Genomic DNA, 25629 nt, shown 5'->3' with positions numbered 1-25629 from the left:
CAAGAAAAGTACATGGCAGTAGTCCCATACAAAAACAAACAGGAAGGCAAAAAAGAGCAGGTTGCGGAAATGTTCAACAACATCAGCAAGCGGTACGACTTGTTGAATCATGTGCTCAGCTTGGGAATCGATATTATTTGGAGGAAAAAGGCAATCAAATTGCTCCAAAAAGACAAACCCAAACTCATTTTGGACATAGCCACAGGTACCGGAGATTTTGCGATCGAGGCACTTGCCCTCAACCCCGATAAAATCATCGGTGTGGATATTTCGGCAGGAATGTTGGAAGAAGGCAGAAAAAAGATGAAAAAGCGAAACTTGGAACATATCATCGATCTTCAGATGGGTGATTCCGAAAAGCTCCTTTTTGAGGATAATAAATTTGATGCCGTCATCGTTTCATTTGGAGTCAGAAACTTTGAAACCTTGGAAAAAGGAATTGCCGACATGTATCGGGTGTTGAAACCTGGAGGAAAAACCGTGATCGTGGAATTTTCAAAGCCAAAGAAATTCCCAATGAAGCAAGGATATAATTTTTATTTCAAATATATTTTGCCTCGAATCGGTAAACTCGTCTCAAAAGATGATTCCGCCTATACCTATTTGCCAGAGTCGGTACAGGCTTTCCCGGACGGGAATGATTTTCTGGAAGTATTAGAAAAAGTTGGTTTTAAAAACACAAAATGCAAACCCCTGACCTTCGGCATCAGCTCAATTTACATCGGAGAAAAATAGCAGCGAGTCTTTTCCTGCTTCTTTTCACCAGCTCCTCTCTTTTTGCCCAAGCCAGATTCAATGCCATCAGCACGGCTGGTCAGGATGAAAAAGCCATTTCTTATGGTTTTTTTCTTGCCACCCACACCAACTCCTGGAGGCTGAAATATTCAGAAGAATTTCTCAATTCCCAAAATGCGGTTTTGGGACAGGTACAGAGTATCATGCCCGTCTATACGCCGGGATTTTCGCTGGGTTTCCTGACCACATTTAGGCTACACGATCAACTCAATATCCTCTTTACCCCAAAAGTGGCTTTCTACGAATTTAAGACCGATATCAATTTCTTTAGTAATGAAGTTTCCAATACGATGGAACCTACCCGAGGAAACACCAGAACGATCGTTACGGAATCCACCATGGTGGAATTCCCATTGCTGCTCAAGTACAAAGCACAACGGTTCAACAATTCCAGGATGTTTTTTACCGCTGGTGGCAGCGCCATGTTCAGGACAAAAGATCAAGATGAAGCGGACATAGAGGGATTGGTCACCACAGGAAAAGATTTCACTGTGGATATGGGCATTGGTTTCGACCTTTATTTCAAATTCTTCAAATTTTCTCCCGAGGTTCGCTTTTCACATGGATTGAACAACATGTACCGACCGGAAGCTTCTGATTCGGAATTTGCCGGAGCAATCGAATCCCTGAAAAGAAAAAGCATCACGCTGTATTTGAATTTTCAATAAAATGAAAAAAAAGATAGCACTCATTACAGGCGCCACCTCAGGAATAGGAAAAGCCACTGCCCTTTCCCTAGCCAACTTGGGGTACAATATCATTGCCACAGGTAGGAGAAAGGAAAGACTGGAAGCACTCAAGGCGGAACTACCAGAAGAAGCCCAACTTTTTACACTCTGCTTCGATGTCAAGGATAGAGAGGCGGTGAAAGCAGCCTTTGCCTCACTCCCTGAATCTTGGAGAGCCATCGATGTCCTGATCAACAATGCTGGAAATGCCCACGGTATGGATCCCATCCAATCCGGAAATGTGGACAATTGGGATGCCATGATGGACATCAATGTCAAGGGATTGCTCTACGTTTCTAAGGAAGTGATGCCAGGTATGGTGGAAAGAGAATCAGGGACCATCGTCAACATTGGCTCCATCGCAGGCAAAGAAGTCTATCCAAACGGAAATGTGTACTGTGCCTCCAAACATGCGGTCGATGCGATCACGAATGGCATGCGGATGGACCTCAATCCATTTGGCATCAAAGTCATCGGAATCCATCCAGGCCTTGTCGAAACAGAATTTTCATTGGTCCGCTTCAAAGGGGATGAAGACCGATCAAAAAAGGTTTACCAAGGTTATGAACCTTTGAAGGCTGCCGATATTGCCGAAATCATAGCCTTCGCCGTGATGCGACCGGCTCATGTGGTCATGGCAGACATCGTCATCCTACCCACTGCGCAGGCAAGTGCAACGATCTTGAAGAAAACGCTTTAAACCTGTGTCCATAAAACAACGCTTCTTTCTTATTGTGGTCTCTGCATTGGTTTTCCAATGCAATCCAAAAACTGTGACTGAAGAGGAAATGGAAATCCCAGCCGAATCAGTAGAAATAGCGGAGGAAGTGATTGCTGAGCCAATTGATGTTGAATCCATCGGTGATTTGGAACAAAGCCTGATCGAGGCGGGATTGGTGAATATTGAAACTGAAATCCCAGGGGTTTTTGTGGAGTTAAAATATTCAACTACGGACAATTTTTTTGGTCAGGATGTCTATGGCGATTTGACTAAGGCATATATCCAACCGGAAGTGGCCCAAATGCTAAAGAAAGCCCATCAAAGACTCAAGGAAGAACATCCGGAACTCACCTTTTTGGTTTATGACGGGGTCAGACCGCTGAGCGTCCAACAAATCCTTTGGGACAATTTGGACAAACCCGACAGTCTCAAACCGCTGTATGTTGCCGACCCAAAAATCGGTGGATTACACAATTATGGTGTGGCTGTGGACCTGACACTAGCCTACCAAGAATCCGGTCAAGCGCTAAACATGGGAACAGGATATGATTTTTTTGGGTATCCCGCCTATCCCGACAGGGAAAATCAAATGCTTCGAGAAGGAAAAATCACCAAGGAACATGTGGCCAACAGAGAAATCCTCCGAAAAGTCATGAAACATGGTGGATTTACGGGAATCGGTTCCGAATGGTGGCATTTCAATGCTTTTTCAAGGAAAGAGGCTGCGGTGAAATTCGATTTGGTAAAATAGTCAATTCGAAAACACGCTTCGGGTTCAAACCGAAGAAACCATTTTTGGCCCAATCCACTTTTACTTTTTCTCAAAAGAGATCATTACCGATAATGGAAAAGGGAGGCAAACCATCGGTTTTTAATTATGGAATTACCATTGTACTTGGTATCTTGTAATTTACACATAAACAAACCCACATGAACTCAAAAACCTATTTAACCTCCATGTTGCTTGCACTTTTTATGGTCATCGGCACTGTGGAAATGTCCTTTGGCCAAAGAAATGCCCAGTTCCGGGCTTTGGTATTTAGCAAAACCAAGGGGTTCCGGCACCAGTCCATCCCAGATGGGGTCATGGCCATAAAAAAACTTTCCAGGGAAAATGTCTTTGACATGCATTCCACGGAAGACGCCGATTATATCACGGACAAGAACCTCGCAAATTTTGATGTCATCATCCTGATGAGTACCACCGGTACGATTTTCAATGAAGAACAGAAAGCAGTCATCCAAAGATTTGTCCAAAGTGGTAAGGGAATCGTGGGCATCCACAGTGCCACCGACACCGAATACGACTGGCCTTGGTACACCAAACTGATCGGTGCCCAGTTCATGAACCACCCTCATCAACAAACATTGAAGTTGAATGTCATCAACCGCGAACATCCCTCCACCTATCATTTGCCTGCCAAATGGGTATGGACAGACGAATTGTATGCTTTCAAAAACTTCAATCCAGACGTAACGGTATTGATCACTGCAGACGAAAGAACCTATGACCCTAAAGGTGGAATGGGCGAATTTCACCCGATGTCTTGGACCCATGAGTACGATGGCGGCCGGATTTTCTACACCGCTTTGGGACATACAGATGAATCCTTTTTGGATGACAATTTCCTAAAACACATCCTGGGCGGAATCTGGTGGTCTGCCAAAGGTTTTCCTGTTGATTGAACTAAAGATTAGATGCGTAAAGGCCTTTGGTTTCTGGATTTTTCCAGCAATCAAAGGCTTTCTTATTTCAAACTTGTCATTATCCGAATCATGGATTGGGTCATGGATGCTTTTTTTCACTTTTATTTTTTGCCACTGTCATATAAATCCTGATTTTTGACACTAAGGGATAAGCATGAAAAGACCACAGCTGGAAAAAATCATTGAAGAACTTCACCATGAAGCCTATTTCTGGTCAAGACAATGCTGTGGATTTGATGATGAACAAGCAAAGGACATTCTCCAGCACGTTTATTTGAAAATCCTTGAGGGTACCGCCAAGTTTGATGAAAAATCCAAGGTGAAAACATGGTTGTTTTCGGTGGTAAGATTTACAGCGTCGGAGTGGCGAAAAAAGGAGAACAATCATATAAGGATGGAAGATGGATTTGACATTCCGGAAAACGCGGCACCCATTATAGCCGAATCCCATGAAGAGCTCATCCAAATGCTCCCATTGAGGCAAAAGGAGGTTTTGTTACTGGTGTTTTACCACGGACTGACCTTGGAGAAAGCCGCCGAAGTAATGGAGATCGGCATTGGTTCTACCAGAACACATTATGATCGTGGAAAAACCAATCTCAAAAACCTCATTCTAAAGAAGCAAGCCCATGAAAATGCCAGATAAAGAAACCGATTTAGAATTGCAGGGATTTTTCGCAGAAATGAAGAAGCAGGATGCCCAATCCCAAATCCCTCCCCTTCCAAAATTCCCCAAGACCAAAAATTGGCTTTGGGTTCCCATTGGGATCGCTGCGTCTCTGATTATGGGGATCTGGTATTTTACGCCAATCGATCCCGATTATAAATTGGAAGAGGACATCATCATCATTTCGCTGATACAAGACAAGAACAATGAGTTGCAGTTTTCGATAGAGTCCACGACATCCATGGATAGCTGGGAAGCTTCTTCTTCCTCCTTACTTACAGAATTTTAACCAAAATCGAATTACTATGAAAAAGTTGATCTTAATCGCCTTTTTATCCATCACAGGAATTGCGCAGGCACAGGATATCTTTCAAGGAGACCTTTTCCCTGCTGATCTCATCATGAAAAACAGGGAGAAAATCTCCCTGACCGATCAACAGGCAGATAAAATAAAAAAAATACACAGTGTAAATGCCGGTGAATTCAGCACCCTGAAATGGGATTTGGCTGCTGCCAACTCAAAATTGAAGGCTTTACTCAGCGAAACAAAAGTCAATCAGGATGCCGTCCAAAAACAGATGGATGTGGTACTTGCCATAGAAAACAACTTGAAAAAGAAGCAGCTGACCAACCTCGTGGCCATTAAGAATGAGCTGAATGAAAACCAGGTTGATTTACTTAAAGAAACCAAGGGGATTCGTGTAACAGGGTATGCAAGCCAAAAAACAGGTGATAATGCTTCTTCTCCTTTTGCCATTACGGTGAAAAGTGGAGAGAGTGAAGGCCCAAAGCCAAACTTTTATCTTTCTGAAAAAGGCAAGTTGACCAGAACCAAAGACATCAATACCATCAATCCGAAGGATATAGAAAAAATGGAAGTCTTAAAAGGAAAAGCCGCAATTGACAAAGTGGGGGAAGTTGGAAAGAATGGCATCGTCATCATCACCCTTAAAAAGAATTAGGAAAATATCCGCTGAATGAATTCACCTCAACCTCGGAATCAGAATCGAAGTTGAGGTGAATTTTTATTTATGTTTTTTCGTATTCGAGCTCTTTCTTAAAGCAAAAAAAAGGAATCAAGAATATTCCATCAATCCAAAAACCTCCATGAACCCTTGTAATCCTTCGGTAAAGTCTCTCTTTTTATCCTGGCCCGAAGCAATTCCACGGGTACGGTGTTTTGGGTGATGATAAAGTCATGAAAGGCTTTTTCGGTCATTTTTCCCGTGTCGACCAATTCCGCCTTCAGCGCATAAAACTGTAACCCTCCGATCATGTAGGCAATTTGGTAAAGTGGCCCATATCTTCCGGTAAAGGATCTTCTCACTTCGGCTTCTGCATTGGCTCTTTCATGGCCTACTTTCTCCACCAAATAGTCGATGCATTCCTGCGGACTCATCTTTCCCAAATGATAGTTGAGGGAGAAAACGATCCTTGCACAACGGTGCATTCTCCAGAACAACATCCCGATTCGGTCCTCTGCCGATCTTGGAAAGTCCTTGTCCCAAAGATTGAATTCCCAATACAAAGCCCAGCCCTCGGTCCAAAATGGCGTGCTGAACAATCTCCTGTGCGGATGATGGCGTTGGTTCATAAACTGCTGCAAATGATGACCGGGAATCAACTCATGTTGAACCGTCGCTCTTGAAAAATGGGGGTTGTTTCCCCGCATGCTCATCATTTTCTCTTCATGCGTCATGTCAGAAGTGGGATACGAAATCTGGATTTCCTCACCACCCAAGAAAAAAGGACTTACCCTTTGTCTTTCAGCCGAAATCATACTCGTCCTCCAGGTTTCTTTGGCGAGCTCAGGCACTGTGATCAGATCATATTTCTCCAAAAAAGCAATCGCTTCATCCGCCATTTCCGTCACCATTCCCGGCCAAACACCCGCCGGAACATACGTGTTTTTCACCATCTCCAAAGCTGCTTTCCAGTCATTGCCAAATCCCAGTTCATTCGATGCTTTCAGCATTTCCTTCTCACACCAGGCATATTGTTTTTCAGCTTCCTTGATCAATTCTTCGGGACTGTAGTTGATGAATTCAAACTCAAGCTCTTTTTCTATGGCCATCTTCCCTATCGGTTTGCCGATGATCCCGCTGCCATCATCTTTGATCACCGTATTTTCAAAATGGGTTTTCAAAAACGCCTCGTATTCCTGCAAGCCTTTGTTCACCTTTGCGAAAGGCTCCTGCATCCACCAGGTGAATTCCGGATCATAATCAAAGTAAAAATAATAGGCCTCTTCCGTATTCTTCCTCAAGGCCGCAATGACATTGGCCGCCAATTCAGCCTTTTGCCAACTTTCGAAAGGTTTGGCTTTTTTCATTTTTTCCCAATCCGCCAACATGAGTCGATGGGACTCCTCAAAAGCGGCTGCAAGTTTGGGAGATTCTGGCTGCTTCGCTTTTCTTCTATTGGTATAAAAAGCCTGGAGGTGCGATGAAAAACCAGCCACATGGGCCACTGTTTTGTATTCTTGAAATTCCGAATTGTGGAAATAACTTTGTTTTTCGAGATGATTTCTAAAAAGCAAGTAATCCGTTTTCCCGTCTTCAGAAAATGAATCGTAAGACATCGCTTCCAGATTCCCCATCCAATCTCTATACAACTGCTCCATTCTCAGGAAATATTCTTCCGAAAGCGGGTTGCTGTACTTTCGGCTCAGGGAAGAACGGTCTGCCTGATAGGCCATGATGGCTTCATAGAGTTCTGAGGCAGTCGCCTGAAAACCCATCAGTAGGACAAGGGAAAAGAGGAGTATTTTTTTCATATCGATTAAAATTGGACTTGCTTTCTGAATGCTTTTGGAGTGTGATGCGTATATTTTTTAAATGCCCGGTTAAAATTGGAAAGATTCTGGAATCCAGTTTGGTAAGCAATCTGGGAGACGGACAAATCAGATTCCTGAAGGTGATGACAAGCTTTGTGAATACGCAGCTGGTTGAGAAATTCGGTGAAGGTTTTCCCCGTTCTTTCTTTGAAAAACCTACAAAAAGCCTCTTTACTCATGTTAGCCACTTCTGCCACTTCGTGTAAGGCGATGTTTCTTTGGCTTTCGGCCAAAATAAACTGCATGACATTCCCCATCCGCTTCCCTTCAAGTTCGGAATAATCTTTACCAGGCATCATTTGATTGAGCTGTACCAATGCTTCCATTTCCTGTAAGGACTTTAGGATCGTCAGGGCAGCGAGAAATTTCTCCAGCCCAGCATTTACCCCGAATCTTTGGATGGATCTCCCGATCGACTCCTTTTTTTTGCCTTGGATGGAGTAGCAGCCTTTGATGGTCATCATCCATTGTTTGAGTGCCAAAAACTCCTCCACTGCCCATATCTCTTTTCCCAAAGCATCAAAATCAAAAAAAAGAGTATTGCTGCGTGATTTTTTTTGATTTTCACTGGCAAAATATTCCTCATCGCTTCTAAAAACATGGGGCACATTGGAACTCAACAGATAAATATCACCGGGCTCGAATCTTCCCAGATAATCCCCGACCATCAACTGTCCTTTTCCTTCCAAAATCAGTGTCAATTGCCACTCTGGATGCTGGTGTAGCTTGCCATAGAAGTGCTTGCCTTCGTCGATTTGGAACCGAAGAAACTCCTTCTGGGATTTGGGGATTTTGAATGGGATGATTTTTGACATTTCAATATGATATTAATCAATATTAGAATTAATTCATAAAATAAAATCAATATAATACCAGTATTCATTAATTCAGTGTATAAAAACTTTTAAAAGGCATCCTACCTTTGATAAAAACCACGAAAACTATGAATTGGAAAGGAGTATTCCCCGCAGTGACCACCAAGTTTCACCAGGATGGAAGCTTGGATATGGACATGTTTTTCAAAAACCTGGAAGCCCAAGTAAAAGCAGGCGTACATGGAATTATTCTGGGGGGCACCTTGGGGGAATCCAGTGTGCTCAGCTTGGAAGAAAAAATGGTGTTGACCAAGGAAACGATCAAAGAGCTCAATGGTCAGCTCCCCGTAATCCTGAATATCGCTGAGGGAGCGACCCAAGACGCAATATTTTGGGCGCACAAAGCCGAAGAATTGGGTGCCTCCGGTCTCATGCTGCTTCCACCCATGCGGTATGCCGCAGATGCCCGGGAAACGGTCACTTATTTCAAGGCGGTAGCGAAAAGCACAAGGCTTCCCATCATGATTTACAACAATCCCGTGGATTACAAGACACTTGTGACACTTCCCATGTTTGAGGACCTCCTTGACTGTGAAAATATCCAGGCCGTAAAAGAATCCACCAGAGACATCTCCAATGTCACGCGGATGATCAACAAATTTGGAGATCGGTACAATATCCTTTGTGGAGTGGATACTTTGGCGATGGAAGAATTGCTGATGGGCGCCTCGGGATGGGTAGCCGGATTGGTCTGTGCCTTCCCCAAGGAAACCGTTGCGATTTACAATCTTTTGCAGGAGGGAAAAATTGAAGAAGCCTTGAAAATCTATCGCTGGTTCTTACCTTTATTGGAGTTGGATATCCACCCGAAACTGGTCCAATACATCAAGTTGGCAGAACAAATGGCGGGCATCGGTACCGAATATGTCCGTGCCCCGCGATTGACTTTGGTAGGAGAAGAGAGAATAAAAGTGGAAAACATCATCAAGAGAGGCCTTGAGCATCGGCCGATCATCTAAAACGGTAAATGCTGAGAAAAGCCTTGGTTGAAATCAATTCACCTTTCTAAATCTCCCTTTCCCACAGGAATTTGCTTCATTTTGTCTAATTTGTACATCAGAGATGCAACCTGAAATTGGATCCATTTTATTTTGTACGCATAAAAATTTTGCAAGCAATGGTATCTTCGCCACCCTCCCAAAATCATGGGGATTAATGGGAAGATGCATTTTATTATATTTTATTTCACCTCAAACCAAAAAACCATGACCTACGACCCCATCTTTCAAAAAGCCCAAGAAGCATTCTTTTTTTACAAAAATGTTCCGGGAAAGGAGAAAGCTGCTTTTCTCAGGAAGATTGCGGATGGAATAGAGTCGGAAAAGACCCAATTGATCCCGCTTGCCTCAGAGGAATCCAATCTTCCGGAAGGAAGGATCACCGGCGAACTGGGCCGGACCTGTGGACAGATCAGGTTGTTCGCCAATTTGGTGGAGGAGGGTTCCTGGGTGGAAGCCACCATTGACCATGGTGATCCGACCCGAACGCCCGCAGCAAAGCCGGATTTGAGAAGATTTTTGACCCCATTGGGTCCTGTAGTCGTGTTTGGTGCCAGTAATTTTCCCTTGGCGTTTTCCACTGCCGGAGGGGACACGGTTTCTGCATTGGCTGCCGGTTGCCCTGTGCTCTACAAGGCACATCCAGCGCATCCCAAAACTTCCACACTTGTTTCTTCGATAATCCAAAAAGCGGTAAAAGATTCCGCATTTCCCAGTGGACTATTCCAGCAAGTGGAAGGCGGCGTGGAGACTGGTCAGGCATTGGTAAAGCATCCCATGGCAAAAGCGGTGGCTTTCACTGGCTCGCATGTGGGAGGAAAGTCTTTGTTCGACTTGGCCAACCAAAGGGAGGAGCCCATACCGGTTTTTGCAGAAATGGGTTCTGTGAATCCTATTTTTACATTCTCCAAAAAACTTGAAAACGATATTGTGGGTGCCGCAAAATCTTTTGTGGGCTCGCTGACTTTGGGAGCCGGCCAGTTTTGTACGAACCCGGGATTGATCTTTGTTCCCAAAAGCTTGGAAAAGGAATTTGCGGATGCGGTGAAAAGTGAATTGGAAGATATCACGGCGGCGCCCATGCTGCATGAAGGAATTGCCGAAAGCTATTATTCTGCACTTCAATACCTTCAGGGAAGAAACGAATTGGAATGGGTCAAGGTAGCCGCAGCCAAGGATTTGATCAAAGGCCATCCTGCCCTTGCCAAGATCAAGTCGAAAGACTGGTTGAAGGACAATAAATTCCAGCAGGAAGTCTTTGGGGCTTTTGCCTTAATGGTGATCTATAAAACTGAGGATGAGCTTTTGGAAATCGCCCAGAAACTCCAGGGACAACTCACCGTGACCATCTGGGCCGAAGAGGAGGAATTGAAAGACCAGCTCTATTTGATTAACTTATTGGAAGAAAAATGTGGGAGAATGCTTTACAAAGGTGTTCCGACAGGGGTGGAAGTGGGTTATGCCATGCATCATGGTGGACCATACCCTTCCACGACCGATAGCAGAAGTACTTCAGTAGGGGTGTATTCAATCAAACGCTTTGCGCGCCCGATCGCCTTGCAGGACATGCCGGACATCCTTCTGCCAGACGCACTTAGAGAAGGCAATCCCTTGAAAATTTGGAGAATGGTGGATGGGGAATTTAAAAAATAGGGACAGAAGTAACTTGAGTATCCCAGATTCTTATTCGCCTAATCCTTTCATAAAAAGCCAATTTATTGTTCAATAATGAAAAAAACATTCAGTTGCATCGATGCGCATACCTGTGGCAATCCCGTCAGACTGGTTTCGGGTGGGGTTCCTTTTTTGGAAGGGAACAATATGGTGGAAAAGCGCCAGTTCTTTTTGGACCATTGCGACTGGATCCGAAAAGGCCTGATGTTTGAGCCTCGAGGCCACGATATGATGTCGGGCTCTATGCTTTTTCCACCCCATGATCCGGCAAATGATGTTGCGGTACTTTTTATCGAAACCAGTGGCTGTCTTCCCATGTGCGGTCATGGTACGATTGGTACGGTGACAATTGCAATTGAGGAAGGTTTGATTTTACCCAAAACCCCCGGTAAGCTCCGCATAGAAACTCCTGCCGGATTGGTTCATGTTACCTATGTGCAGGAAGGGAAAAAAGTGAAATCCGTCAAGTTGGTGAACATCGCTTCCTATCTTGCAGCACAGGACATTGAGGTCGAATGTGGTGACCTGGGGATATTGAAAGTAGATGTTGCGTATGGAGGAAACTTCTATGCGATTGTGGATCCGCAGGAGAATTTCTTGGGGATCGAAAATTACCGTGCGGAGCAACTTATCACCTGGAGCAGGGAAATTCGCAATAAAATCAATGCTGCCCATGCATTCATTCATCCCGAAAAACCATCCATCAGGGGCCTTTCCCATTTACTATGGACTGGAAAAACAATTGACAGCAATTCAACTGCGCGAAATGCAGTTTTCTACGGAGACAAGGCAATTGACCGCTCTCCCTGCGGAACGGGAACCTCAGCCCGAATGGCCCAATGGCATGCCAAAGGAATCTTGAAAAAAGGTGAACCCTTTATCCATGAAAGCTTTATCGGGTCAAAATTCACGGGCGAGGTCGTGGAAGAAACCAAAGTCGGAGATTTCCCAGCCATTATTCCCAGCATCGAGGGATGGGCGATGGTAACGGGATACAACACCATTTTCCTGGATGATGAAGATCCTTATGTGCATGGATTTCAGGTGATTTAGGATTATTATGAATTCCAATCAAGCCATTCTGATGATAAATACACCTTCATTCATAGTCCCTTCTCAATTTCAAGCCATGCAATTTCAATCCCGATTATGAAACCAACCCTTATCATCGGCGGCGGAATCGTCGGATTGTTTACGGCTTATTTTCTACGGGAAGCTGGAGTAGAGGTCATTGTCATTGACAAAGGAGACATGGAGATCAATTGCTCCACGGGAAATGCCGGAATGATCGGACCCAGCCATATTGTCCCCTTGGCTTCACCGGGGTTTATAAACTCCTGCAGTGGTGCCTGCTTTTAGTTTTTGAATCCAACATCAAATACTACCTGCAGACCTTCATATTTCCTTTCAATGACAGTTACATAAAATACATTTGTAAAGGCAGCGCAGATCAGTTCATGCATTTCAACTTTATAGATTAGTTTATTATTGCATATAAACACTTGCTGCCTGTTAAATTCTGCACATTGGTGATGGCGGTAGCGCCCGGCAAGGATGAAATATTTTTCAAAATCAACGGTTGGAAGTTCAGCGCTACATGTAAAATATTTATCGTAATCAGCTTGTGTCTTGATGACAAGGTTTACCTCTCTGGTATCAGGATTTATATTCTGAATGCTACATGGAATTTCTCTTAACTCCTCGTTGTAAAATGTTTCTATCCGTTGGCCATTTTCACCCTCACAATTTTGAATCATGCTTTCTTCCTGACAACTGCCCGAAAGCACTGTCAAAAGCAATAGAATTGTCACCGCTTTAGATTTGCTTTTCATAGTATTTTGCATAGCAATATTATTTTAAGTACATATAATTCATTTAATGATTGAACAAGAATACGCAAGACACCACACTCAAATTTGCCTCTAGTATCTCCCAATATTTTATTTCATTATTATTTTAAATATGCTGTAAATTCCTGGTTTTCTATCACAAGGATGCCGGTACTTTAGCTGGTAAAGGTACACCTGGCACCGAAATCGCTTTGGCTTAAAACCTATTCCATTTAGAACATCCTAATGTTTAATAATGATATGTCTGAAATCGGTTTTTGTTACGGTTCTAATCTCAAGAATATATTGTCCGTCCGGAAGATCATCTATTTTAAGTTCTAACCGTCTTTTCAACGATTTACCGGTTTTTCTTATTCTTCCATTATTGTCAAGGAGTTGAATTTCAAATTCTTCAACGTATTCCGGATTTCCCACTGATGATTCGGAAAAGCCCTCACTTCCTTTCGATTCATCTTGGATTATTAGGCTGGAAGATGCGGGGTTTGGATAAACAACTAACGGTACTGGACCACCTCCGCCGGATCCACTGTTATTGATCGTTAAGCTATTTGTCCAACTTGAGCCACAAGCATTATTGGCCCTACAATACAGCGTGTATGTTCCGATTGTCATTGAAGTCGTAATATAAATACTAGTACTGGTTGTAGTAGTTGATCCCCCATATACGCTAAATCCTGAAGGCAATACCCAAGTGTATGATGTTGCATTTGGGACTTGATCGACATTAAAAATATATGTCGCACCTGGATTGGTGCTTACCGGATTTACACCTCGGGTACCTGTCCATAACAAGGTATTGATTCCGGCTCCCGGATTACCAACCCATATATTTCGTGTTAGACTGGTAGGACCGCATGCAGCATTGATAGTGGCAGTTATTGTAATCTCTCCATTAAAATTATTCAGGCGACTAGCCGCTCCAGTTGTAGGATTGATATTTAAACCATTAGGGTTGCTGCTAATCCAAGTTATGTTGGTACCTGCAGGCTGATTTAGCAGTGTATATGTACCACTGGAGCATATGAGAGATGGTCCGGTAATTGGAAAGGCTTCTTGCAGCGCTTTAAAGGCATTTACTTTGCCATAGCCCATTTAATTATTCCATGATAAATTAGGATGTTCTCCTGCCCCATTTGTATATGTATAATTCCCGACCTTATCCGCTGAACGTTCGATAAAATCCCGAATCTGTTGCAAGGTCAATCCGGGGTTTACAGAAAGGAGTAATGCCGCTATGCCTGCCACCTGAGGTGCAGCGAAGGAAGTACCATCAAGAGACGTATAATTTCCAGCCGCACCGGCATTGGTATTATAACCTAAAGTACCCTGACGATCTGTTGTACTTATGCTTACACCTGGAGCAACAACGTCTAACCCGGTTCCATAATTTGAAAAGCTTGCTCTACTTGGGGTTCGATTTATTGCACCAACTGCTATTGTTTGTGGGTTATTAGAAGGAAAAGTGATTGAATTGGCATTTTGATTATGAGTAATACAAATCACGATTGTACCCAAGCCACCTCTGCCTTGAGTTACTGCATTATTTATAGCATCATTAATAAGTCCTTGTTGCTCAATGGAATTACTTCCCCAGCTATTATTAATTATAGCTGCCCCATTTTGCCATGCAAAATTAAGTCCGTTAGAAAGACGCTGACTAAGTAATGGAGATAGAGCTAAACTATTACTTATTGACATTAATTGTACCCCTGTTGCCACACCCGCAACACCTAAGCTATTATTTGAAGAAGTACCAATAACTCCTGCAACAGGCACTCCGTGATTTCCTCTTACCACACTTGGGCTTGTTCCGGTTTCAGAATCAAAACTTATGGGGCTTATATTGGCAAAATCCGGGTGGTTGAATTCCAGACCTTGGTCTAAAACTGCAACCACAATGTTTGGACAACCCATCGTGATGTTCCAAGCCTGACAAATTTTAATATCATTACCAACTGTGCCACCTGATTGACCAGTATTGTTTAAGTGCCACTGCTCACCAATTAATGGGTCATTTGTGCAACCCATTAAAAAATCTTCCATTAGGTCAGGTTCAGCAGAATCAAAATACCTTGATTCATAAAAGAAATTAGCCATTTCAAGCGCATTGCCTTTAGAATTTTTATCACACGACAAAATGTACCACAATGGCATAAAGGTATCGTTGCCCATTATTTCCACCTGATTTTGATTAGCTAGACTTTCTAATATTTCAAAATCTTTTTCATTCTTCAATTTCACATAAAAATACTGCGATAAACCGACTTCTTTCCCATTCCCCAAAAAGAAAGGTGCAGTATATATAATTTTGGCTGATTGAATTTTATCTTTATTCACAGATTGGTTTACCAAACCCCAGTGCAAATTATCCTTTTCAGGTTTGCCGGATCGGCGGTATTTTATTGTCCGACTAATCACAATCGGCTCAAGGTCCGTAATATTTTGTACTGATATCCCCAATTCCTGAGCGATGGAGGCCTTATTTTGACCTTCTACTAAAACATACTGTTTTTCAGGATACAATTCCAAGAAATGTTTTTCCCCATTAGCCCAGTAATAATGTTCCTGAGCATATACAAAATTAAAACTTATAAATACAATGATTACGAAAAACAGAGATTTTACCATATTTGTTTTCGTTAAAATTTTGCCTTTAAATTTAAACTGAAATATTGCCTTTAAATTCCGTTAAAAAAATACCCAATACTGGGTATTTTTTGCCTTTTTTTACTTTTTTATCCTTAAATAATTCCAATTTTGGAACAGTTTCATATTATTTATATTTTCCGATATAGATTTTTCTGTAACAGATCAAATGAACAGGGTGTAATGGATAGTTCCGGATTTAAATTACCTTTAGCCTGCACACATCTTTTGATATCCAATTTGTAATGATGAGTCAAATTCCATTCTTGCATAGACCTAAATCTTCTAAGCTCTTGATTCTTGGCTCTTTATACTAGCTACTAAAATATGAAACCAACCCTTATCATCGGCGGCGGAATCGTCGGATTGTTTACGGCTTATTTTCTGCGGGAAGCCGGAGTGGAGGTCATTGTCATTGACAAAGGAGACATGGAGATCAATTGCTCCACCGGAAATGCCGGCATGATCGTGCCTAGCCATATTGTCCCCTTGGCAGCGCCGGGAATGATCAGCAAGGGGATTTCCTGGATGTTTTCGGCCAAAAGCCCCTTCTACATCCATCCCAAAATGGACCGAAAACTCCTCCAATGGTGCTTGCTCTTTTACCGTTCCGCAAACAAAAACCATGTGGAAAAAAGTATTCCCTTCCTCAAAAACCTGAGCTTGCTCAGCAAGGCCCTGTATCAGGAGTTCAATGAAAAATATCGGGATGCGGATTTGCGACTGGTTGAAAAGGGTTTGATGATGCTGTACCAGACGCCGGAAGCCGAAAAAGAAGAAATCGAATTTGCCCATCTGGCAAGAAAACACGGTTTGGAAGCCGAGATTTTAAGCCCTTCGGATATCCAGAAAAAAGAACCCAACCTGGAAGTCAAAGCCCGAGGTGCATTGCTGTTCCCTGGAGATGCGCATTTATCGCCCTCTTCCCTGTACCGCTTTTTGAAAAATCATCTTGAGAAAAATGGCGTTCAGTTTCAAAACCAGGTAACCGTCACCGGTTTCGAGAAAATTGGTGGAGCTGTAAATGCTGTCCTGACAACAGAAGGGAGAATCGAAGGCGCTAATTTTATGCTCTGCGGCGGGGCTTGGTCTGCTGAATTGGCCAAAATGCTGGGTTTTTCCCTGCCGATGATGGGCGGAAAGGGCTACAGTTTTATGCAGGAAAACCGACCGGAAATCCTCCAGGCCTCCATTCTGACCGAGATGAAGGTTTCCGTCAGCCCATTTGGGAATGAAGTGCGGTTTGGGGGAACCATGGAAATCGCCGGCACGGATGAAACGATCAACATGAACCGCGTCAAAGGGATTTTCGAATCCATCAACCGCTATTACCCTGATTTTCAGGCCAAATTCCCCGAAAAAAACCACGTCTGGAAAGGCCTCAGACCTTGCTCCCCTGACGGATTGCCCTATATCGGAGCCGCTCCAGGCCTCAACAATGTTTGGGTGGGTTCCGGCCACAGCATGATGGGAATCAGTTTGGCGCCGGGTACAGGGAAAATCTTGGCGGAAATGCACCAGCATAAAACGCCAATAATGCAGCTGGAAGGATTTAGGGTGGATAGATTTTCCTGAAAAAATCAATTCAGTTCTCTTTTTAAAGAAAACTCATCAAAAAGCTTCCCTTGAAACCAAAAAAAGGCCCTGAACTGATTCGAGGCCTTTTTTCGATCAGGTCGTATAAACCGAATTGAACAGCACATAATCGGTGGTCAGGTCACTGCCCCAGCCCACCGCCTCCTCATGCCCTGTATTCACTTCGAGGTGAATGCGAATATGGGATTCACGGAGGATTTTTTTCATGTAATTCTTGTCAAAATCTGTCGGGTTTCCTTTTTCCAAAACAGTGACCATGTGGGTTTTGTCCCCAATCATCAGGTTGACTTTCTTGTAATTGAAAGCAATCCCGGCATTTCCGCAAGCAGCGATAATCCTTCCCCAATTGGGATCCCGACCAAACATGGCAGTTTTGACCAAAGTGGAATCAGAAATGGCCCTTACCAATTTCCTTGCATTTTCCTCCGAGCGAGATTTGGAAACTCTGTATTCGATAAACTTAGAAGCTCCTTCACCGTCTGACACAATCAGTTTGGCGAGATGGGTAAGGATTTCAAGCAGTTTTTCCCGAAACACTATAAATCCAGGATCACTTTCAGAGGTGACCTTGGTATTTCCAGCCATTCCATTTGCCAGGATGGCCACCATATCATTGGTCGAGGTGTCTCCGTCGACCGTGATCATGTTGAAAGTTCTGTCCACACAATACCTTAATGTCGACTGCAACAAATCTTTGTCGATGTCAAAATCCGTGATCACAAAAGCCAGCATCGTCGCCATATTGGGATGGATCATTCCCGATCCTTTGGCTACTCCACCCATATTGATGGTGATCCCTTCATGCTCAAACTCTACAAAGCCTTCCTTGGCAAAAGTATCCGTGGTCAAAATGGCATTGGCCACAAATGAGCCTGCCTTCGCTTCCGTACTCAATTTGGGGATATTCACACGAATGCCTTCCACTACTTCTTCCGTTGGGAATTTTTCCCCTATCAGTCCGGTAGAAGCCACAATGACATCCTCCTCCGAAATACCCAGCATTTCGGCAGTCACCCGGACCATGGCTTCTGCTCCCAAACGGCCCTGTTCGCCAGTACAGGCGTTTGCATTGCCGGCATTGCAGACAATGACTTGGGCCTGGTTGTTGGCCAGGTTTCTTTGCGTGATTTTTATTGGTTCTGCCTGAACCTTATTCTGAGTCAAAGTTGCCGCAGCTGCTGCAGGAACTTCTGAATAAATGATGGCCAAATCCCTTCTCATGGATTTGATGCCCGAATGGGCGCCCCAACATTTGAAACCTCTTACATTTGTAATGTTTTTGATCATAATTTCTTCCCTTTTAGGGTTTTAATGGGATTTGTGATAATCCAGTCGACTCCGACAAACCCAGCATCAAATTCATATTGTGAACTGCCTGACTGGCAGCACCTTTTAATAAATTGTCTATCACGGATACAACAATCACTCTTTGTGTACGCGCATCCCAGACGGGACAGATGTCACAAAAATGACTGCCCCGCACATCTTTCACTCCCGGAGGACTTTTCCGCAATCTGATAAACTGCTTGTCCTGATAAAATTCATGGTAGATTTTATCCAGTTTTTCCTGATTCATTTCCTCAGTGACACTTGCATAGGCCGTCACCAGAATTCCCCTATCAATCGGTAATAAATGTGGTGTAAACTGTAAAGTTACCTTGTTTTGGGACAATGTAGATAATTGTTCCTCTATCTCTACCGTATGCCTATGGCTTCCGATGCTGTAGGCTTTGAAATTTTCATTGACATTCGAAAAATGTGTGGTTGCATTCGCCTTGATGCCCGCCCCGGTCAGTCCAGATTTTGCATCGATCACCACACTGCCTTTTTGAATCGTGTTTCTTGCAAACAAAGGACTCAATGCAAGGATCGAAGCTGTCGGATAGCAGCCTGGATTGGCCACCAGATTTGCATCCTTGATCTGGTCAGCATTGAGTTCCGGCAAACCATAGATGGCATTCTTGAATCCTTGTGGGTAAGAATGGTTCTTTTCATACCAATTCTCATAAACCTCGGGACTTGAAAGCCGGAAATCCCCGGAAAGATCAATTATTTTTGCTCCCAGAGGCTCCCATTTGGCCACAAAATCCATGGAAATCCCATGGGGCAATGCCAAAAATATAATGTCTGGTTTTGAGTTCTCCACCGCAGAGGCACTCACAAGCTCCATATCCAAAATCCCATAAAACTGGGGATGAAGGTCGGAAAATGGTTTTCCGGTATGCGTTTCCGAGGTTATCATCATTATTTCCACTGCAGGGTGGTGGACAAGCAGGCGGGCCAATTCTGATCCCGTAAATCCTGATGCCCCAACAATTGCTACCTTATATATAGGATTATCCATTTTTTTCATCTTTTAATTGTTGTTCCAAAACTTCCTCGATTTTGAGAAGAACTGTTTCCAGATCCTTCTGATCGATGTTCAATGGTGGGACCAAGCGCAGGACCGAATCGGCAGTGGCGTTGGCGATCACGCCTTTTTCCATCAGGGATTTTACCAAAGGGGCTGCAGGCTTGTCAAACTGCACCCCGAGCATAAGCCCAAGTCCTCTGATTTCCAAAATGGAGGGGTATTTTTCCTTAAGCTTCATAAAAGCCGATTTCAGCCATTCTCCCTTTTGAGTAGCTGCTTCGCAGAGCCTTTCTTCCGAGATCACTTGGAGTGTAGCCAATGAAGCTGCAGCCATCAGAGGATTGCCTCCGAAGGTCGTCCCATGATCACCAAACTGAATAGCGGAACTCACTTTTTCATTGCAGAGGAAAGCGCCAATAGGAACTCCACCTCCCAAGCCTTTGGCCAAAGTCATGATGTCCGGTTGTACGCCATAATGGTCTTTGGCAAACCAATTCCCCGTCCTGCCGATACCACTCTGGATTTCATCAAAAATCAGGAGGACATCGTTTTCATCGCAGAGGGTTCTCAGCGATTTCAGATATTCAATTTCCGCCGGAACAATCCCACCTTCCCCTTGAATGGGTTCGAGGATAATTGCCGCCGTTTCTCTGCTCAAAAGATTCTTGATCGCCTCCAAATCATTGAATGGCGCTTGGGAAAACCCGCCTGGAATAGGCTCAAAACCCTGTTGGTATTTGACTTGACCAGTTGCGATGGTGGCCAAGGTCCTTCCATGAAAAGAATTCAACATGGAAATTACCTGACCCCCTTTCCCAATTTTGTGGGCATATCTACGGGCAATCTTGATCGCTCCTTCCACGGATTCCGCACCACTATTGGTCAGGAACACCCTGTCCATTCCGGAAATCTTCACCAGCAACGCACTCAGGGCCACTTGCGGTGGACTGACAAAAAAATTGGAAATATGCATCAATTCCGCCGCTTGATCCTGAATGGCTTTCACGACTTTGGGATGACAATGACCCACGCTGTTCACTGCAATGCCCGCGAGCATATCGATATATTCCTTTCCATCAGCATCCCAAAGCTTACTTCCTTTTCCTTTGATAAAGGCCAAAGGAAATCTTTTAAAGGTTGGGAGATAGTTTTCCTGATCTATTTCGTGTAGTACCTGATTGCTTATCTGCATGGATTACGGGGTCAAAGTGGTTCCTAAAGATTCATTTTCAAGGATATACCTGCGAAGCTGGTCAGGCTGGGTTCCATTGAGGATGACCGCTTTCCGGACTCCAGCCACAACGGCTTCTTCACAGGATTTTATCTTCGGGATCATCCCGCCTTGGATCGTGGAACCGTAATGCTGGGAAAGATCTGAAAGTCGGAGTTCCCGGATAATGGATTTGGGATCTGGATAATCAGAAAAAAGCCCGTCCACATCGGTGAGAAGGATATATTGGTCCACTTTTAAAGCCGCAGCGATTTGGCCGGCAAAAGTATCCCCATTGATATTGTATCCCGTCCCATCCTTATCGTTGGCGATACAGGTCATGATAGGAGTGAACCCCCCGCTTAACAACAAATTCAACAAGCTGGTGTCCACAGTATCAACCCGTCCTACTTGTCCGAGATCCACATGGATTGGATTCCCTTTACCATCCTTAGATTCGTGATCATATTTGACGGCGGTGACCGAGTTGCCGTCCTTACCGGAAAGCCCCACGGCTTTGAGCCCCGCTTGATTAAAAATACCGACAAGATCTGTATTGACTTCCCCGATTAGGGTTTTTTCTATATGAAGAAAAGCTTCGGAAGTGGTTTTGCGTTGACCATCAAAAAATTCCGATTGGATATCGGCGGATCTTAAGGCCTTGTTGATAAAGGGGCCTCCACCGTGGACCAGAATTACCTGATAACCTTCTTCGCTGAGTGCCAACACCTGTTTTGCGATTTCACTTTTCAGAGATTGGTTGGTCATTGCATTCCCACCATACTTGATGAGAAGTTTTTTGGTTTGCATGCTTTTTTGAATTTTATTAAGCTGTTTTTTTGACTATTTTCATTGAAATTCAGGAAAGAAGTCTCAAAACAATTGGAGAAAGGAAGGAACAGAATATTTTGGAAAATGATCAAAAATGCCTTCCGGCCCAATTTAAGCAATAACTATACCATGGGAAGGCAAATAAAGATTTAAAATGATAAAGCCTCCCGATTATTGAAATAGTGTATTTAAAAATTTGTTTTTTACCATTTAAGGGATGTTTACTGCCAGTATGTCTGTGCCTCCCGATCTTTTGTACACTGGGCGGGACCGGCTAATGCTCAACACATGTTTTGCCTTACAATTCCATTCCAGCTAACAATTGTCTACCAATCGGAACACTGTCAACCGATTTTGATTTCACCTTATCGGCCCCAAGGCATATTCTTCAAATGGCCTGATTTTCTTGCAGTTTCCACCCTTATTGGAAAACTGAATCCATATTTCAGGTGAAACGGGTAGAAGATTTAACCCGTTTTATGCATGATCAATTCTATTCCGACCTGAAGTTGCTCATTTATCAGCCGGTTTTTTACTGTTTTTGACTATGCATTATTATCCAATTGGTGCGATTTTCTTGTCGTTAGAGGCCTATTGGGCAGCCTCATGCATATTTCCATCTGACTTACTTCAAGTTAGATGCCCTACGTTACTTTTCCGCTGTCTTAGAATTCGGGTTTAAAAACACAAAACAATCCATGATCATCTTCCGGAAGAAGCCTCCCATTATGGTTTCCGGCAAGGACCTTCTGAACTTTGGCATTTACTGGTAATATTGAGGATATACACAAAACATTATTTATAAAACAAATAATTATACTTATAAATAAAAATTAACTTTATGGGCAACAAATTATTCAAATGATTTTCATTAAATTAATGGCATTATTTATCTGAATCCTTTGGACAGAAATCTCTTTAAACACCATTTTTATGATAACCATGGAAAAAAATACTGTTTCTTCAGCACAAAAACCACCAATCGTATGGGATTTTCCAGTAGGAATCCCCGACACCAAATTCCGGAAGTGGGCAAAAATCGGCACAGGAAAATTGATGTTACTTTTAAGACCTGGATTGAAAGATAAATTTTTTTCAGGCCACTACCCGAAAGACCGGTATGAAAGGGCGGCATTGGCAAGCTTGGTGAACAATTTGAAAAAATCACAAGATGTGGACCATCTCGCGAAATTACACCAGCAGATCTGGGCCAAAACCTCTGGTTTTAGCGCCTACGAGTCCACAGAGGAATTGTTGATGGAGGTAGAACCCTACCTGATGAAAAGTTTCGACAAGGTCCTTGACAAGTCTGCTTTCAAAACCTTGGTAGAGATCGGCTGCGGAACTGGAAAATTCCTCAATTATTTTTCAGAAAAATTCCCCATGATTGATAAATTTATAGGGATTGACATCAGTGCAGGACAGATTGAATTGAACAAAACCAAATACAAATCCAACCCGAGACTTGAATTTTACGCCGAGGATGCAATGGAATGGCTCAAGAAAAATTCCAGTACAAACACGGTTTACGTCACCTACGGCGGGGTTTTGGAGTATTTCAATGAGGACCAGGTCAACAATATGCTTGATTCCATGACGCAGCATGCCCCTGCAGGCCTTGTGGTGTTTGAGCCCATTGCAGATGGCTTTGATCCAAAGAAAGAAAAGCACTCCAAGGTAGACGGCTATGAATTCAACTTCAGCCATCCCTACCCCCACTTCGCCAGACAAGCCGGCATGGAAATCCAATATGAAAAAGTGTTTTATACCGACAATGCCTGGTGGATCATCTTATCGGCAGTCAAAAAATAGTGGTCAGAACAAATATTGGTGTTTCTGCTAATTCCCCACTGTAATATTTTTCAAAACTCAATCAAAGATTTAGCTTAAGAAACTCAAAGGCTGGAATTAGCCCCACCACCTTCCCGTTTTCTTCAAATCGATCGCTATGATTTTCAGTTACAATCACGCCTTTATCAAGATTGAAAAAATCCATGGCCTGAATCAGGCCCGCATATTCCCTCGTGAAATTTTCATCAGAGACATGTTAACATACCTGAATAGCACGGGATACTTTTCCTTTTTGTGATACCAGAAAATCACACTCTCCTTTTTCCTTGAAATAATGAATGGAGGTGTACTTGCGGCGGAGATGGAGGTAAACCAAGTTTTCTAATTTTCTACCCAAGTTTTCTGAAAAGGAAGTAGAGATAGCAGTGACTAAACCCATATCCATGGCATAGACTTTTTTAGGATTACGATTTTGGGCTTTGAGTGAATAGCTGAATTGGGGTACAAAATCAATCAGGGAGGCATCTTGGAAATAGGAGAAAAAGTCCGAAATCGTCACCGCCGATTTAATCCCAAACATACCTGTAAGTTTATTGGCGGATGTAGGCACCCCTAGATTACTCAGCAAATAAAGTGCGAATTGCTTCAACGAGGCCAGGTCTCTAACTCCATGACGGATGGCGATATCTTTCACCAAAATATCATCCAACAAAGCAATTATGATCAACTCATTTTGACTTTTGACAAACTCAGGAATACCGCCAATTTTTTAGTATTCTTCAAGAGATTCCTGAGAGGCTACACGATTGGTAAAAGCGACAAACTCTTGGTAAGAAAAGGGAAACAACTCCATAGACAACTGCCTTCAAAAAGAAGCCCTATTGCACACCTAAAACTTGTACTACGGTTAATTAAAAAGAAGCTGAGTAGTTACAAATTTCTTTATTCAATTATTATTTATTGTTTTTCAATAAATATTTACCGATGTTTGAGATATCAAATTCAAACTCAACAGGCTATGTCTCCTAAAACCGACCTCGTCATCAAGTTCCTACACGTGATCTCATGGATCATCTTCATTGGCCTTTGCATCCAGATGGGAACCCTGATTTTCAATTACGCATTCATCCAGTTTCATATCTTCGAGGTGAAATACCTTTACCTGATTTTGGATCTATCTGAGCTATTTACTCAGAATGAAATCTATTTCGGAATGCTTTTCAGTTTGGCGATCGGCATCACTGCATTGAAAGCTTACACTTTTTTTCTGATCACACAGATTTTTGAGCATTTAAAATTGGATAAGCCATTCAGCATTGAGATTTCCAATCTGATTTCAAAGATCAGCTACTACATTTTCTCAGTTGGAATACTCGGTACAATTGCACACCGATTCAACCAGCAGTTAGCCAAAAGAGGTTATCCAGTCGAAAATGCCTGGGAATATTGGAATGACTATTCAGCCTTTTTGATGATGGCTGCGGTGGTTTTTGTGATCGCACAAATTTTCAAAAAAGGGATGGAATTGCAGTCTGAAAATGAACTCACAGTCTAAGCCTTTCTACTTCGATTATTAAAAAAAGACAGTTTTTTATGAAAACAACTAAAGTATTACTCTGGATTGCATATATCAGTTTTGTGTCATCAATCATAGCCCTTAGTATTTTGGGAGCGGTTTTTTTTCAAACTGAATTCGATGCTCAAGAAGCTGAAAAAGGAAGTTTAGAGGGTGTGGTTTCCAAAAGCACTACCAATAAGTTCGAGCTGCCCATGAACTTGAATGTGGAGTACTATTTCCGAATCAAAAATGGCGTGTTATTAGTAGACAGCTATTTTTTAAAACTTCAAAAGAAATTCCTAACTAATTCTGCAGAAGCGCAAGTCGCGGAAAAGGATGTAGATTACCCTGTATTACTACAGGAAAATTTTTACACAATGCCAGACTCAGAAAGCTATTTGTATATTCCAATTTCATATTCAAGTATTCAGGCTGCAATCACATTTGGAAAGTTTTACTTCTTTTTGGCGGCAGCAATCCTATTAATTGCCATTTTTATAACTATAAGATTCCTGAGAAACTGTGATAAAGGACATTTCTTCGTTCATGCTAACATCACATATATACGGATTATTTCTTATATCGCTATTGGATACAGTTTGATTGACTATGGAGCTCAATGGCATATCTTTAAGAAATTAAACAATAGCTTTAGCGAATTTCCAATCAATATTGATTCTGCTTTGGATTTCAATTGGACTTACGTGATTGCTTCACTTTTCTTATTACTGATCACCCAAGCCTTCAGTGAAGGAATCAAATTAAAAGAGGAACAATCCTTAACCATCTAAAT

At 42.8% G+C, this 25629-nt stretch carries 25 protein-coding genes and 1 pseudogene; 16 read left to right on the top strand and 10 right to left on the bottom strand.

Annotated features, from left to right (window positions below):
- Positions 1 to 12 precede the first annotated feature (12 nt).
- The 8 genes from ubiE to Q7J63_RS14700 all read left to right on the top strand — a co-directional run bounded on the left by ubiE (position 13) and on the right by Q7J63_RS14700 (position 5580).
- Entirely contained in the window at positions 13 to 735 is a 723-nt protein-coding gene (gene ubiE / locus Q7J63_RS14735) for a bifunctional demethylmenaquinone methyltransferase/2-methoxy-6-polyprenyl-1,4-benzoquinol methylase UbiE (RefSeq protein ID WP_019596743.1), read from the top strand.
- Positions 684 to 1463 (top strand): porin family protein, encoded by a 780-nt coding sequence (locus Q7J63_RS14730; RefSeq protein ID WP_304887200.1) that lies wholly within the window; start codon positions 684 to 686, stop codon positions 1461 to 1463. Before ubiE ends, Q7J63_RS14730 begins: the two co-directional genes overlap by 52 nt.
- 1 nt (position 1464) lies before the next feature.
- The gene (locus Q7J63_RS14725) at positions 1465 to 2223 is read left to right on the top strand and encodes an SDR family NAD(P)-dependent oxidoreductase (protein WP_304887198.1); all 759 of its coding nucleotides are present in this window, start codon (positions 1465 to 1467) and stop codon (positions 2221 to 2223) included.
- A gap of 10 nt (positions 2224 to 2233) precedes the next feature.
- Positions 2234 to 2995: a M15 family metallopeptidase gene (locus tag Q7J63_RS14720; protein ID WP_370691918.1), complete on the top strand. Its 762-nt coding sequence runs from the start codon at positions 2234 to 2236 to the stop codon at positions 2993 to 2995.
- 179 nt (positions 2996 to 3174) lie between these two features.
- Complete coding sequence (locus tag Q7J63_RS14715; protein WP_019596739.1) at positions 3175 to 3930, top strand: ThuA domain-containing protein; 756 nt, start codon at positions 3175 to 3177, stop codon at positions 3928 to 3930.
- Positions 3931 to 4105: 175 nt separating this feature from the next.
- The gene (locus Q7J63_RS14710; RefSeq protein ID WP_304887196.1) at positions 4106 to 4597 is read left to right on the top strand and encodes an RNA polymerase sigma factor; all 492 of its coding nucleotides are present in this window, start codon (positions 4106 to 4108) and stop codon (positions 4595 to 4597) included.
- Positions 4581 to 4907: a hypothetical protein gene (locus Q7J63_RS14705; protein WP_304887195.1), complete on the top strand. Its 327-nt coding sequence runs from the start codon at positions 4581 to 4583 to the stop codon at positions 4905 to 4907. The genes Q7J63_RS14710 and Q7J63_RS14705 overlap by 17 nt, the downstream gene beginning before the upstream one ends.
- Before the next feature lie 16 nt (positions 4908 to 4923).
- Positions 4924 to 5580 carry a Spy/CpxP family protein refolding chaperone gene (locus Q7J63_RS14700; protein WP_304887193.1) on the top strand — a complete coding sequence of 219 codons (657 nt, stop codon included), beginning with the start codon at positions 4924 to 4926 and terminating at the stop codon, positions 5578 to 5580.
- Positions 5581 to 5708: 128 nt separating this feature from the next.
- Here Q7J63_RS14700 and Q7J63_RS14695 read toward each other — a convergent pair whose 3' ends face one another.
- Entirely contained in the window at positions 5709 to 7394 is a 1686-nt protein-coding gene (locus Q7J63_RS14695) for a DUF885 family protein (protein WP_304887191.1), read from the bottom strand.
- Positions 7395 to 7399: 5 nt separating this feature from the next.
- The gene (locus Q7J63_RS14690) at positions 7400 to 8269 is read right to left on the bottom strand and encodes an AraC family transcriptional regulator (protein WP_304887189.1); all 870 of its coding nucleotides are present in this window, start codon (positions 8267 to 8269) and stop codon (positions 7400 to 7402) included.
- 128 nt (positions 8270 to 8397) lie between these two features.
- Here Q7J63_RS14690 and Q7J63_RS14685 point away from each other — a divergent pair, with 128 nt between their 5' ends.
- From Q7J63_RS14685 to Q7J63_RS14670, 4 genes and pseudogenes are all read left to right on the top strand, one after another.
- The gene (locus Q7J63_RS14685) at positions 8398 to 9288 is read left to right on the top strand and encodes a dihydrodipicolinate synthase family protein (protein WP_019596732.1); all 891 of its coding nucleotides are present in this window, start codon (positions 8398 to 8400) and stop codon (positions 9286 to 9288) included.
- Positions 9289 to 9534: 246 nt separating this feature from the next.
- Complete coding sequence (locus tag Q7J63_RS14680; protein ID WP_304887187.1) at positions 9535 to 10980, top strand: aldehyde dehydrogenase (NADP(+)); 1446 nt, start codon at positions 9535 to 9537, stop codon at positions 10978 to 10980.
- A gap of 75 nt (positions 10981 to 11055) precedes the next feature.
- Positions 11056 to 12054, top strand: a complete 999-nt coding sequence (locus Q7J63_RS14675) for a 4-hydroxyproline epimerase (RefSeq protein ID WP_304887185.1) — start codon at positions 11056 to 11058, stop codon at positions 12052 to 12054.
- 96 nt (positions 12055 to 12150) lie between these two features.
- Positions 12151 to 12336 (top strand): annotated as a pseudogene (locus tag Q7J63_RS14670) (FAD-dependent oxidoreductase); the annotation flags it as partial.
- 20 nt (positions 12337 to 12356) lie between these two features.
- Here the strand turns inward: Q7J63_RS14670 and Q7J63_RS14665 are convergent.
- The 3 genes from Q7J63_RS14665 to Q7J63_RS14655 form a co-directional block, all read right to left on the bottom strand.
- Positions 12357 to 12845: a hypothetical protein gene (locus Q7J63_RS14665; RefSeq protein ID WP_304887183.1), complete on the bottom strand. Its 489-nt coding sequence runs from the start codon at positions 12843 to 12845 to the stop codon at positions 12357 to 12359.
- Positions 12846 to 13073: 228 nt separating this feature from the next.
- Positions 13074 to 13943, bottom strand: a complete 870-nt coding sequence (locus tag Q7J63_RS14660) for a T9SS type A sorting domain-containing protein (RefSeq protein ID WP_304887181.1) — start codon at positions 13941 to 13943, stop codon at positions 13074 to 13076.
- On the bottom strand, positions 13944 to 15479 hold the full coding sequence (locus Q7J63_RS14655; protein WP_304887179.1) for a S8 family serine peptidase: 1536 nt from the start codon (positions 15477 to 15479) through the stop codon (positions 13944 to 13946). It lies immediately after the preceding gene.
- 345 nt (positions 15480 to 15824) lie between these two features.
- On the opposite strand from Q7J63_RS14655, the gene Q7J63_RS14650 reads away from it, so the two are divergent.
- Complete coding sequence (locus Q7J63_RS14650; RefSeq protein ID WP_304887177.1) at positions 15825 to 17072, top strand: FAD-binding oxidoreductase; 1248 nt, start codon at positions 15825 to 15827, stop codon at positions 17070 to 17072.
- 96 nt (positions 17073 to 17168) lie between these two features.
- Here Q7J63_RS14650 and argJ read toward each other — a convergent pair whose 3' ends face one another.
- Genes argJ through argB form a run of 4 tightly spaced genes read right to left on the bottom strand, consistent with a single transcriptional unit; the run spans position 17169 to position 21466 of the window.
- Positions 17169 to 18380 (bottom strand): bifunctional glutamate N-acetyltransferase/amino-acid acetyltransferase ArgJ, encoded by a 1212-nt coding sequence (gene argJ, locus Q7J63_RS14645; protein ID WP_304887175.1) that lies wholly within the window; start codon positions 18378 to 18380, stop codon positions 17169 to 17171.
- A 13-nt stretch (positions 18381 to 18393) separates the two neighbouring features.
- Positions 18394 to 19446, bottom strand: a complete 1053-nt coding sequence (gene argC / locus Q7J63_RS14640) for an N-acetyl-gamma-glutamyl-phosphate reductase (protein ID WP_304887173.1) — start codon at positions 19444 to 19446, stop codon at positions 18394 to 18396.
- Positions 19430 to 20638: an aspartate aminotransferase family protein gene (locus Q7J63_RS14635; RefSeq protein WP_304887171.1), complete on the bottom strand. Its 1209-nt coding sequence runs from the start codon at positions 20636 to 20638 to the stop codon at positions 19430 to 19432. Before Q7J63_RS14635 ends, argC begins: the two co-directional genes overlap by 17 nt.
- Before the next feature lie 3 nt (positions 20639 to 20641).
- Complete coding sequence (gene argB / locus Q7J63_RS14630; RefSeq protein ID WP_304887169.1) at positions 20642 to 21466, bottom strand: acetylglutamate kinase; 825 nt, start codon at positions 21464 to 21466, stop codon at positions 20642 to 20644.
- 954 nt (positions 21467 to 22420) lie between these two features.
- On the opposite strand from argB, the gene Q7J63_RS14625 reads away from it, so the two are divergent.
- The gene (locus Q7J63_RS14625) at positions 22421 to 23299 is read left to right on the top strand and encodes a class I SAM-dependent methyltransferase (RefSeq protein WP_304887167.1); all 879 of its coding nucleotides are present in this window, start codon (positions 22421 to 22423) and stop codon (positions 23297 to 23299) included.
- Between the two features lie 235 nt (positions 23300 to 23534).
- Here the strand turns inward: Q7J63_RS14625 and Q7J63_RS14620 are convergent, their stop codons facing one another.
- Positions 23535 to 24005, bottom strand: a complete 471-nt coding sequence (locus tag Q7J63_RS14620) for an ATP-binding protein (RefSeq protein ID WP_304887165.1) — start codon at positions 24003 to 24005, stop codon at positions 23535 to 23537.
- A 291-nt stretch (positions 24006 to 24296) separates the two neighbouring features.
- Between Q7J63_RS14620 and Q7J63_RS14615 the strand changes: the two genes are divergently transcribed.
- Complete coding sequence (locus Q7J63_RS14615; RefSeq protein WP_304887163.1) at positions 24297 to 24833, top strand: DUF2975 domain-containing protein; 537 nt, start codon at positions 24297 to 24299, stop codon at positions 24831 to 24833.
- Between the two features lie 38 nt (positions 24834 to 24871).
- On the top strand, positions 24872 to 25627 hold the full coding sequence (locus tag Q7J63_RS14610; RefSeq protein WP_304887161.1) for a DUF2975 domain-containing protein: 756 nt from the start codon (positions 24872 to 24874) through the stop codon (positions 25625 to 25627).
- The last annotated feature ends 2 nt before the right edge of the window (positions 25628 to 25629 follow it).

Origin of the sequence: Rhodonellum sp., from assembly GCF_030656585.1 — a bacterium.
Lineage (GTDB): Bacteria > Bacteroidota > Bacteroidia > Cytophagales > Cyclobacteriaceae > Rhodonellum > Rhodonellum psychrophilum.
The sequence above is the reverse complement of the archived record's forward strand: the minus strand, read 5'-3'. Positions and strand labels throughout refer to the sequence as shown.

Excerpts from the sequence above, each read along its gene's own strand:
- ubiE (WP_019596743.1), top strand. The coding sequence starts at position 13 with ATGGCAGTAGTCCCATACAAAAACAAACAGGAAGGCAAAAAAGAGCAG.
- Q7J63_RS14730 (WP_304887200.1), top strand. The coding sequence starts at position 684 with ATGCAAACCCCTGACCTTCGGCATCAGCTCAATTTACATCGGAGAAAA.
- Q7J63_RS14725 (WP_304887198.1), top strand. The coding sequence starts at position 1,465 with ATGAAAAAAAAGATAGCACTCATTACAGGCGCCACCTCAGGAATAGGA.
- Q7J63_RS14715 (WP_019596739.1), top strand. The coding sequence starts at position 3,175 with ATGAACTCAAAAACCTATTTAACCTCCATGTTGCTTGCACTTTTTATG.
- Q7J63_RS14710 (WP_304887196.1), top strand. The coding sequence starts at position 4,106 with ATGAAAAGACCACAGCTGGAAAAAATCATTGAAGAACTTCACCATGAA.
- Q7J63_RS14705 (WP_304887195.1), top strand. The coding sequence starts at position 4,581 with ATGAAAATGCCAGATAAAGAAACCGATTTAGAATTGCAGGGATTTTTC.
- Q7J63_RS14700 (WP_304887193.1), top strand. The coding sequence starts at position 4,924 with ATGAAAAAGTTGATCTTAATCGCCTTTTTATCCATCACAGGAATTGCG.
- Q7J63_RS14695 (WP_304887191.1), bottom strand. The coding sequence starts at position 7,394 with ATGAAAAAAATACTCCTCTTTTCCCTTGTCCTACTGATGGGTTTTCAG.
- Q7J63_RS14690 (WP_304887189.1), bottom strand. The coding sequence starts at position 8,269 with ATGTCAAAAATCATCCCATTCAAAATCCCCAAATCCCAGAAGGAGTTT.
- Q7J63_RS14685 (WP_019596732.1), top strand. The coding sequence starts at position 8,398 with ATGAATTGGAAAGGAGTATTCCCCGCAGTGACCACCAAGTTTCACCAG.
- Q7J63_RS14680 (WP_304887187.1), top strand. The coding sequence starts at position 9,535 with ATGACCTACGACCCCATCTTTCAAAAAGCCCAAGAAGCATTCTTTTTT.
- Q7J63_RS14675 (WP_304887185.1), top strand. The coding sequence starts at position 11,056 with ATGAAAAAAACATTCAGTTGCATCGATGCGCATACCTGTGGCAATCCC.
- Q7J63_RS14665 (WP_304887183.1), bottom strand. The coding sequence starts at position 12,845 with ATGCAAAATACTATGAAAAGCAAATCTAAAGCGGTGACAATTCTATTG.
- Q7J63_RS14660 (WP_304887181.1), bottom strand. The coding sequence starts at position 13,943 with ATGGGCTATGGCAAAGTAAATGCCTTTAAAGCGCTGCAAGAAGCCTTT.
- Q7J63_RS14655 (WP_304887179.1), bottom strand. The coding sequence starts at position 15,479 with ATGGTAAAATCTCTGTTTTTCGTAATCATTGTATTTATAAGTTTTAAT.
- Q7J63_RS14650 (WP_304887177.1), top strand. The coding sequence starts at position 15,825 with ATGAAACCAACCCTTATCATCGGCGGCGGAATCGTCGGATTGTTTACG.
- argJ (WP_304887175.1), bottom strand. The coding sequence starts at position 18,380 with ATGATCAAAAACATTACAAATGTAAGAGGTTTCAAATGTTGGGGCGCC.
- argC (WP_304887173.1), bottom strand. The coding sequence starts at position 19,446 with ATGAAAAAAATGGATAATCCTATATATAAGGTAGCAATTGTTGGGGCA.
- Q7J63_RS14635 (WP_304887171.1), bottom strand. The coding sequence starts at position 20,638 with ATGCAGATAAGCAATCAGGTACTACACGAAATAGATCAGGAAAACTAT.
- argB (WP_304887169.1), bottom strand. The coding sequence starts at position 21,466 with ATGCAAACCAAAAAACTTCTCATCAAGTATGGTGGGAATGCAATGACC.
- Q7J63_RS14625 (WP_304887167.1), top strand. The coding sequence starts at position 22,421 with ATGATAACCATGGAAAAAAATACTGTTTCTTCAGCACAAAAACCACCA.
- Q7J63_RS14615 (WP_304887163.1), top strand. The coding sequence starts at position 24,297 with ATGTCTCCTAAAACCGACCTCGTCATCAAGTTCCTACACGTGATCTCA.
- Q7J63_RS14610 (WP_304887161.1), top strand. The coding sequence starts at position 24,872 with ATGAAAACAACTAAAGTATTACTCTGGATTGCATATATCAGTTTTGTG.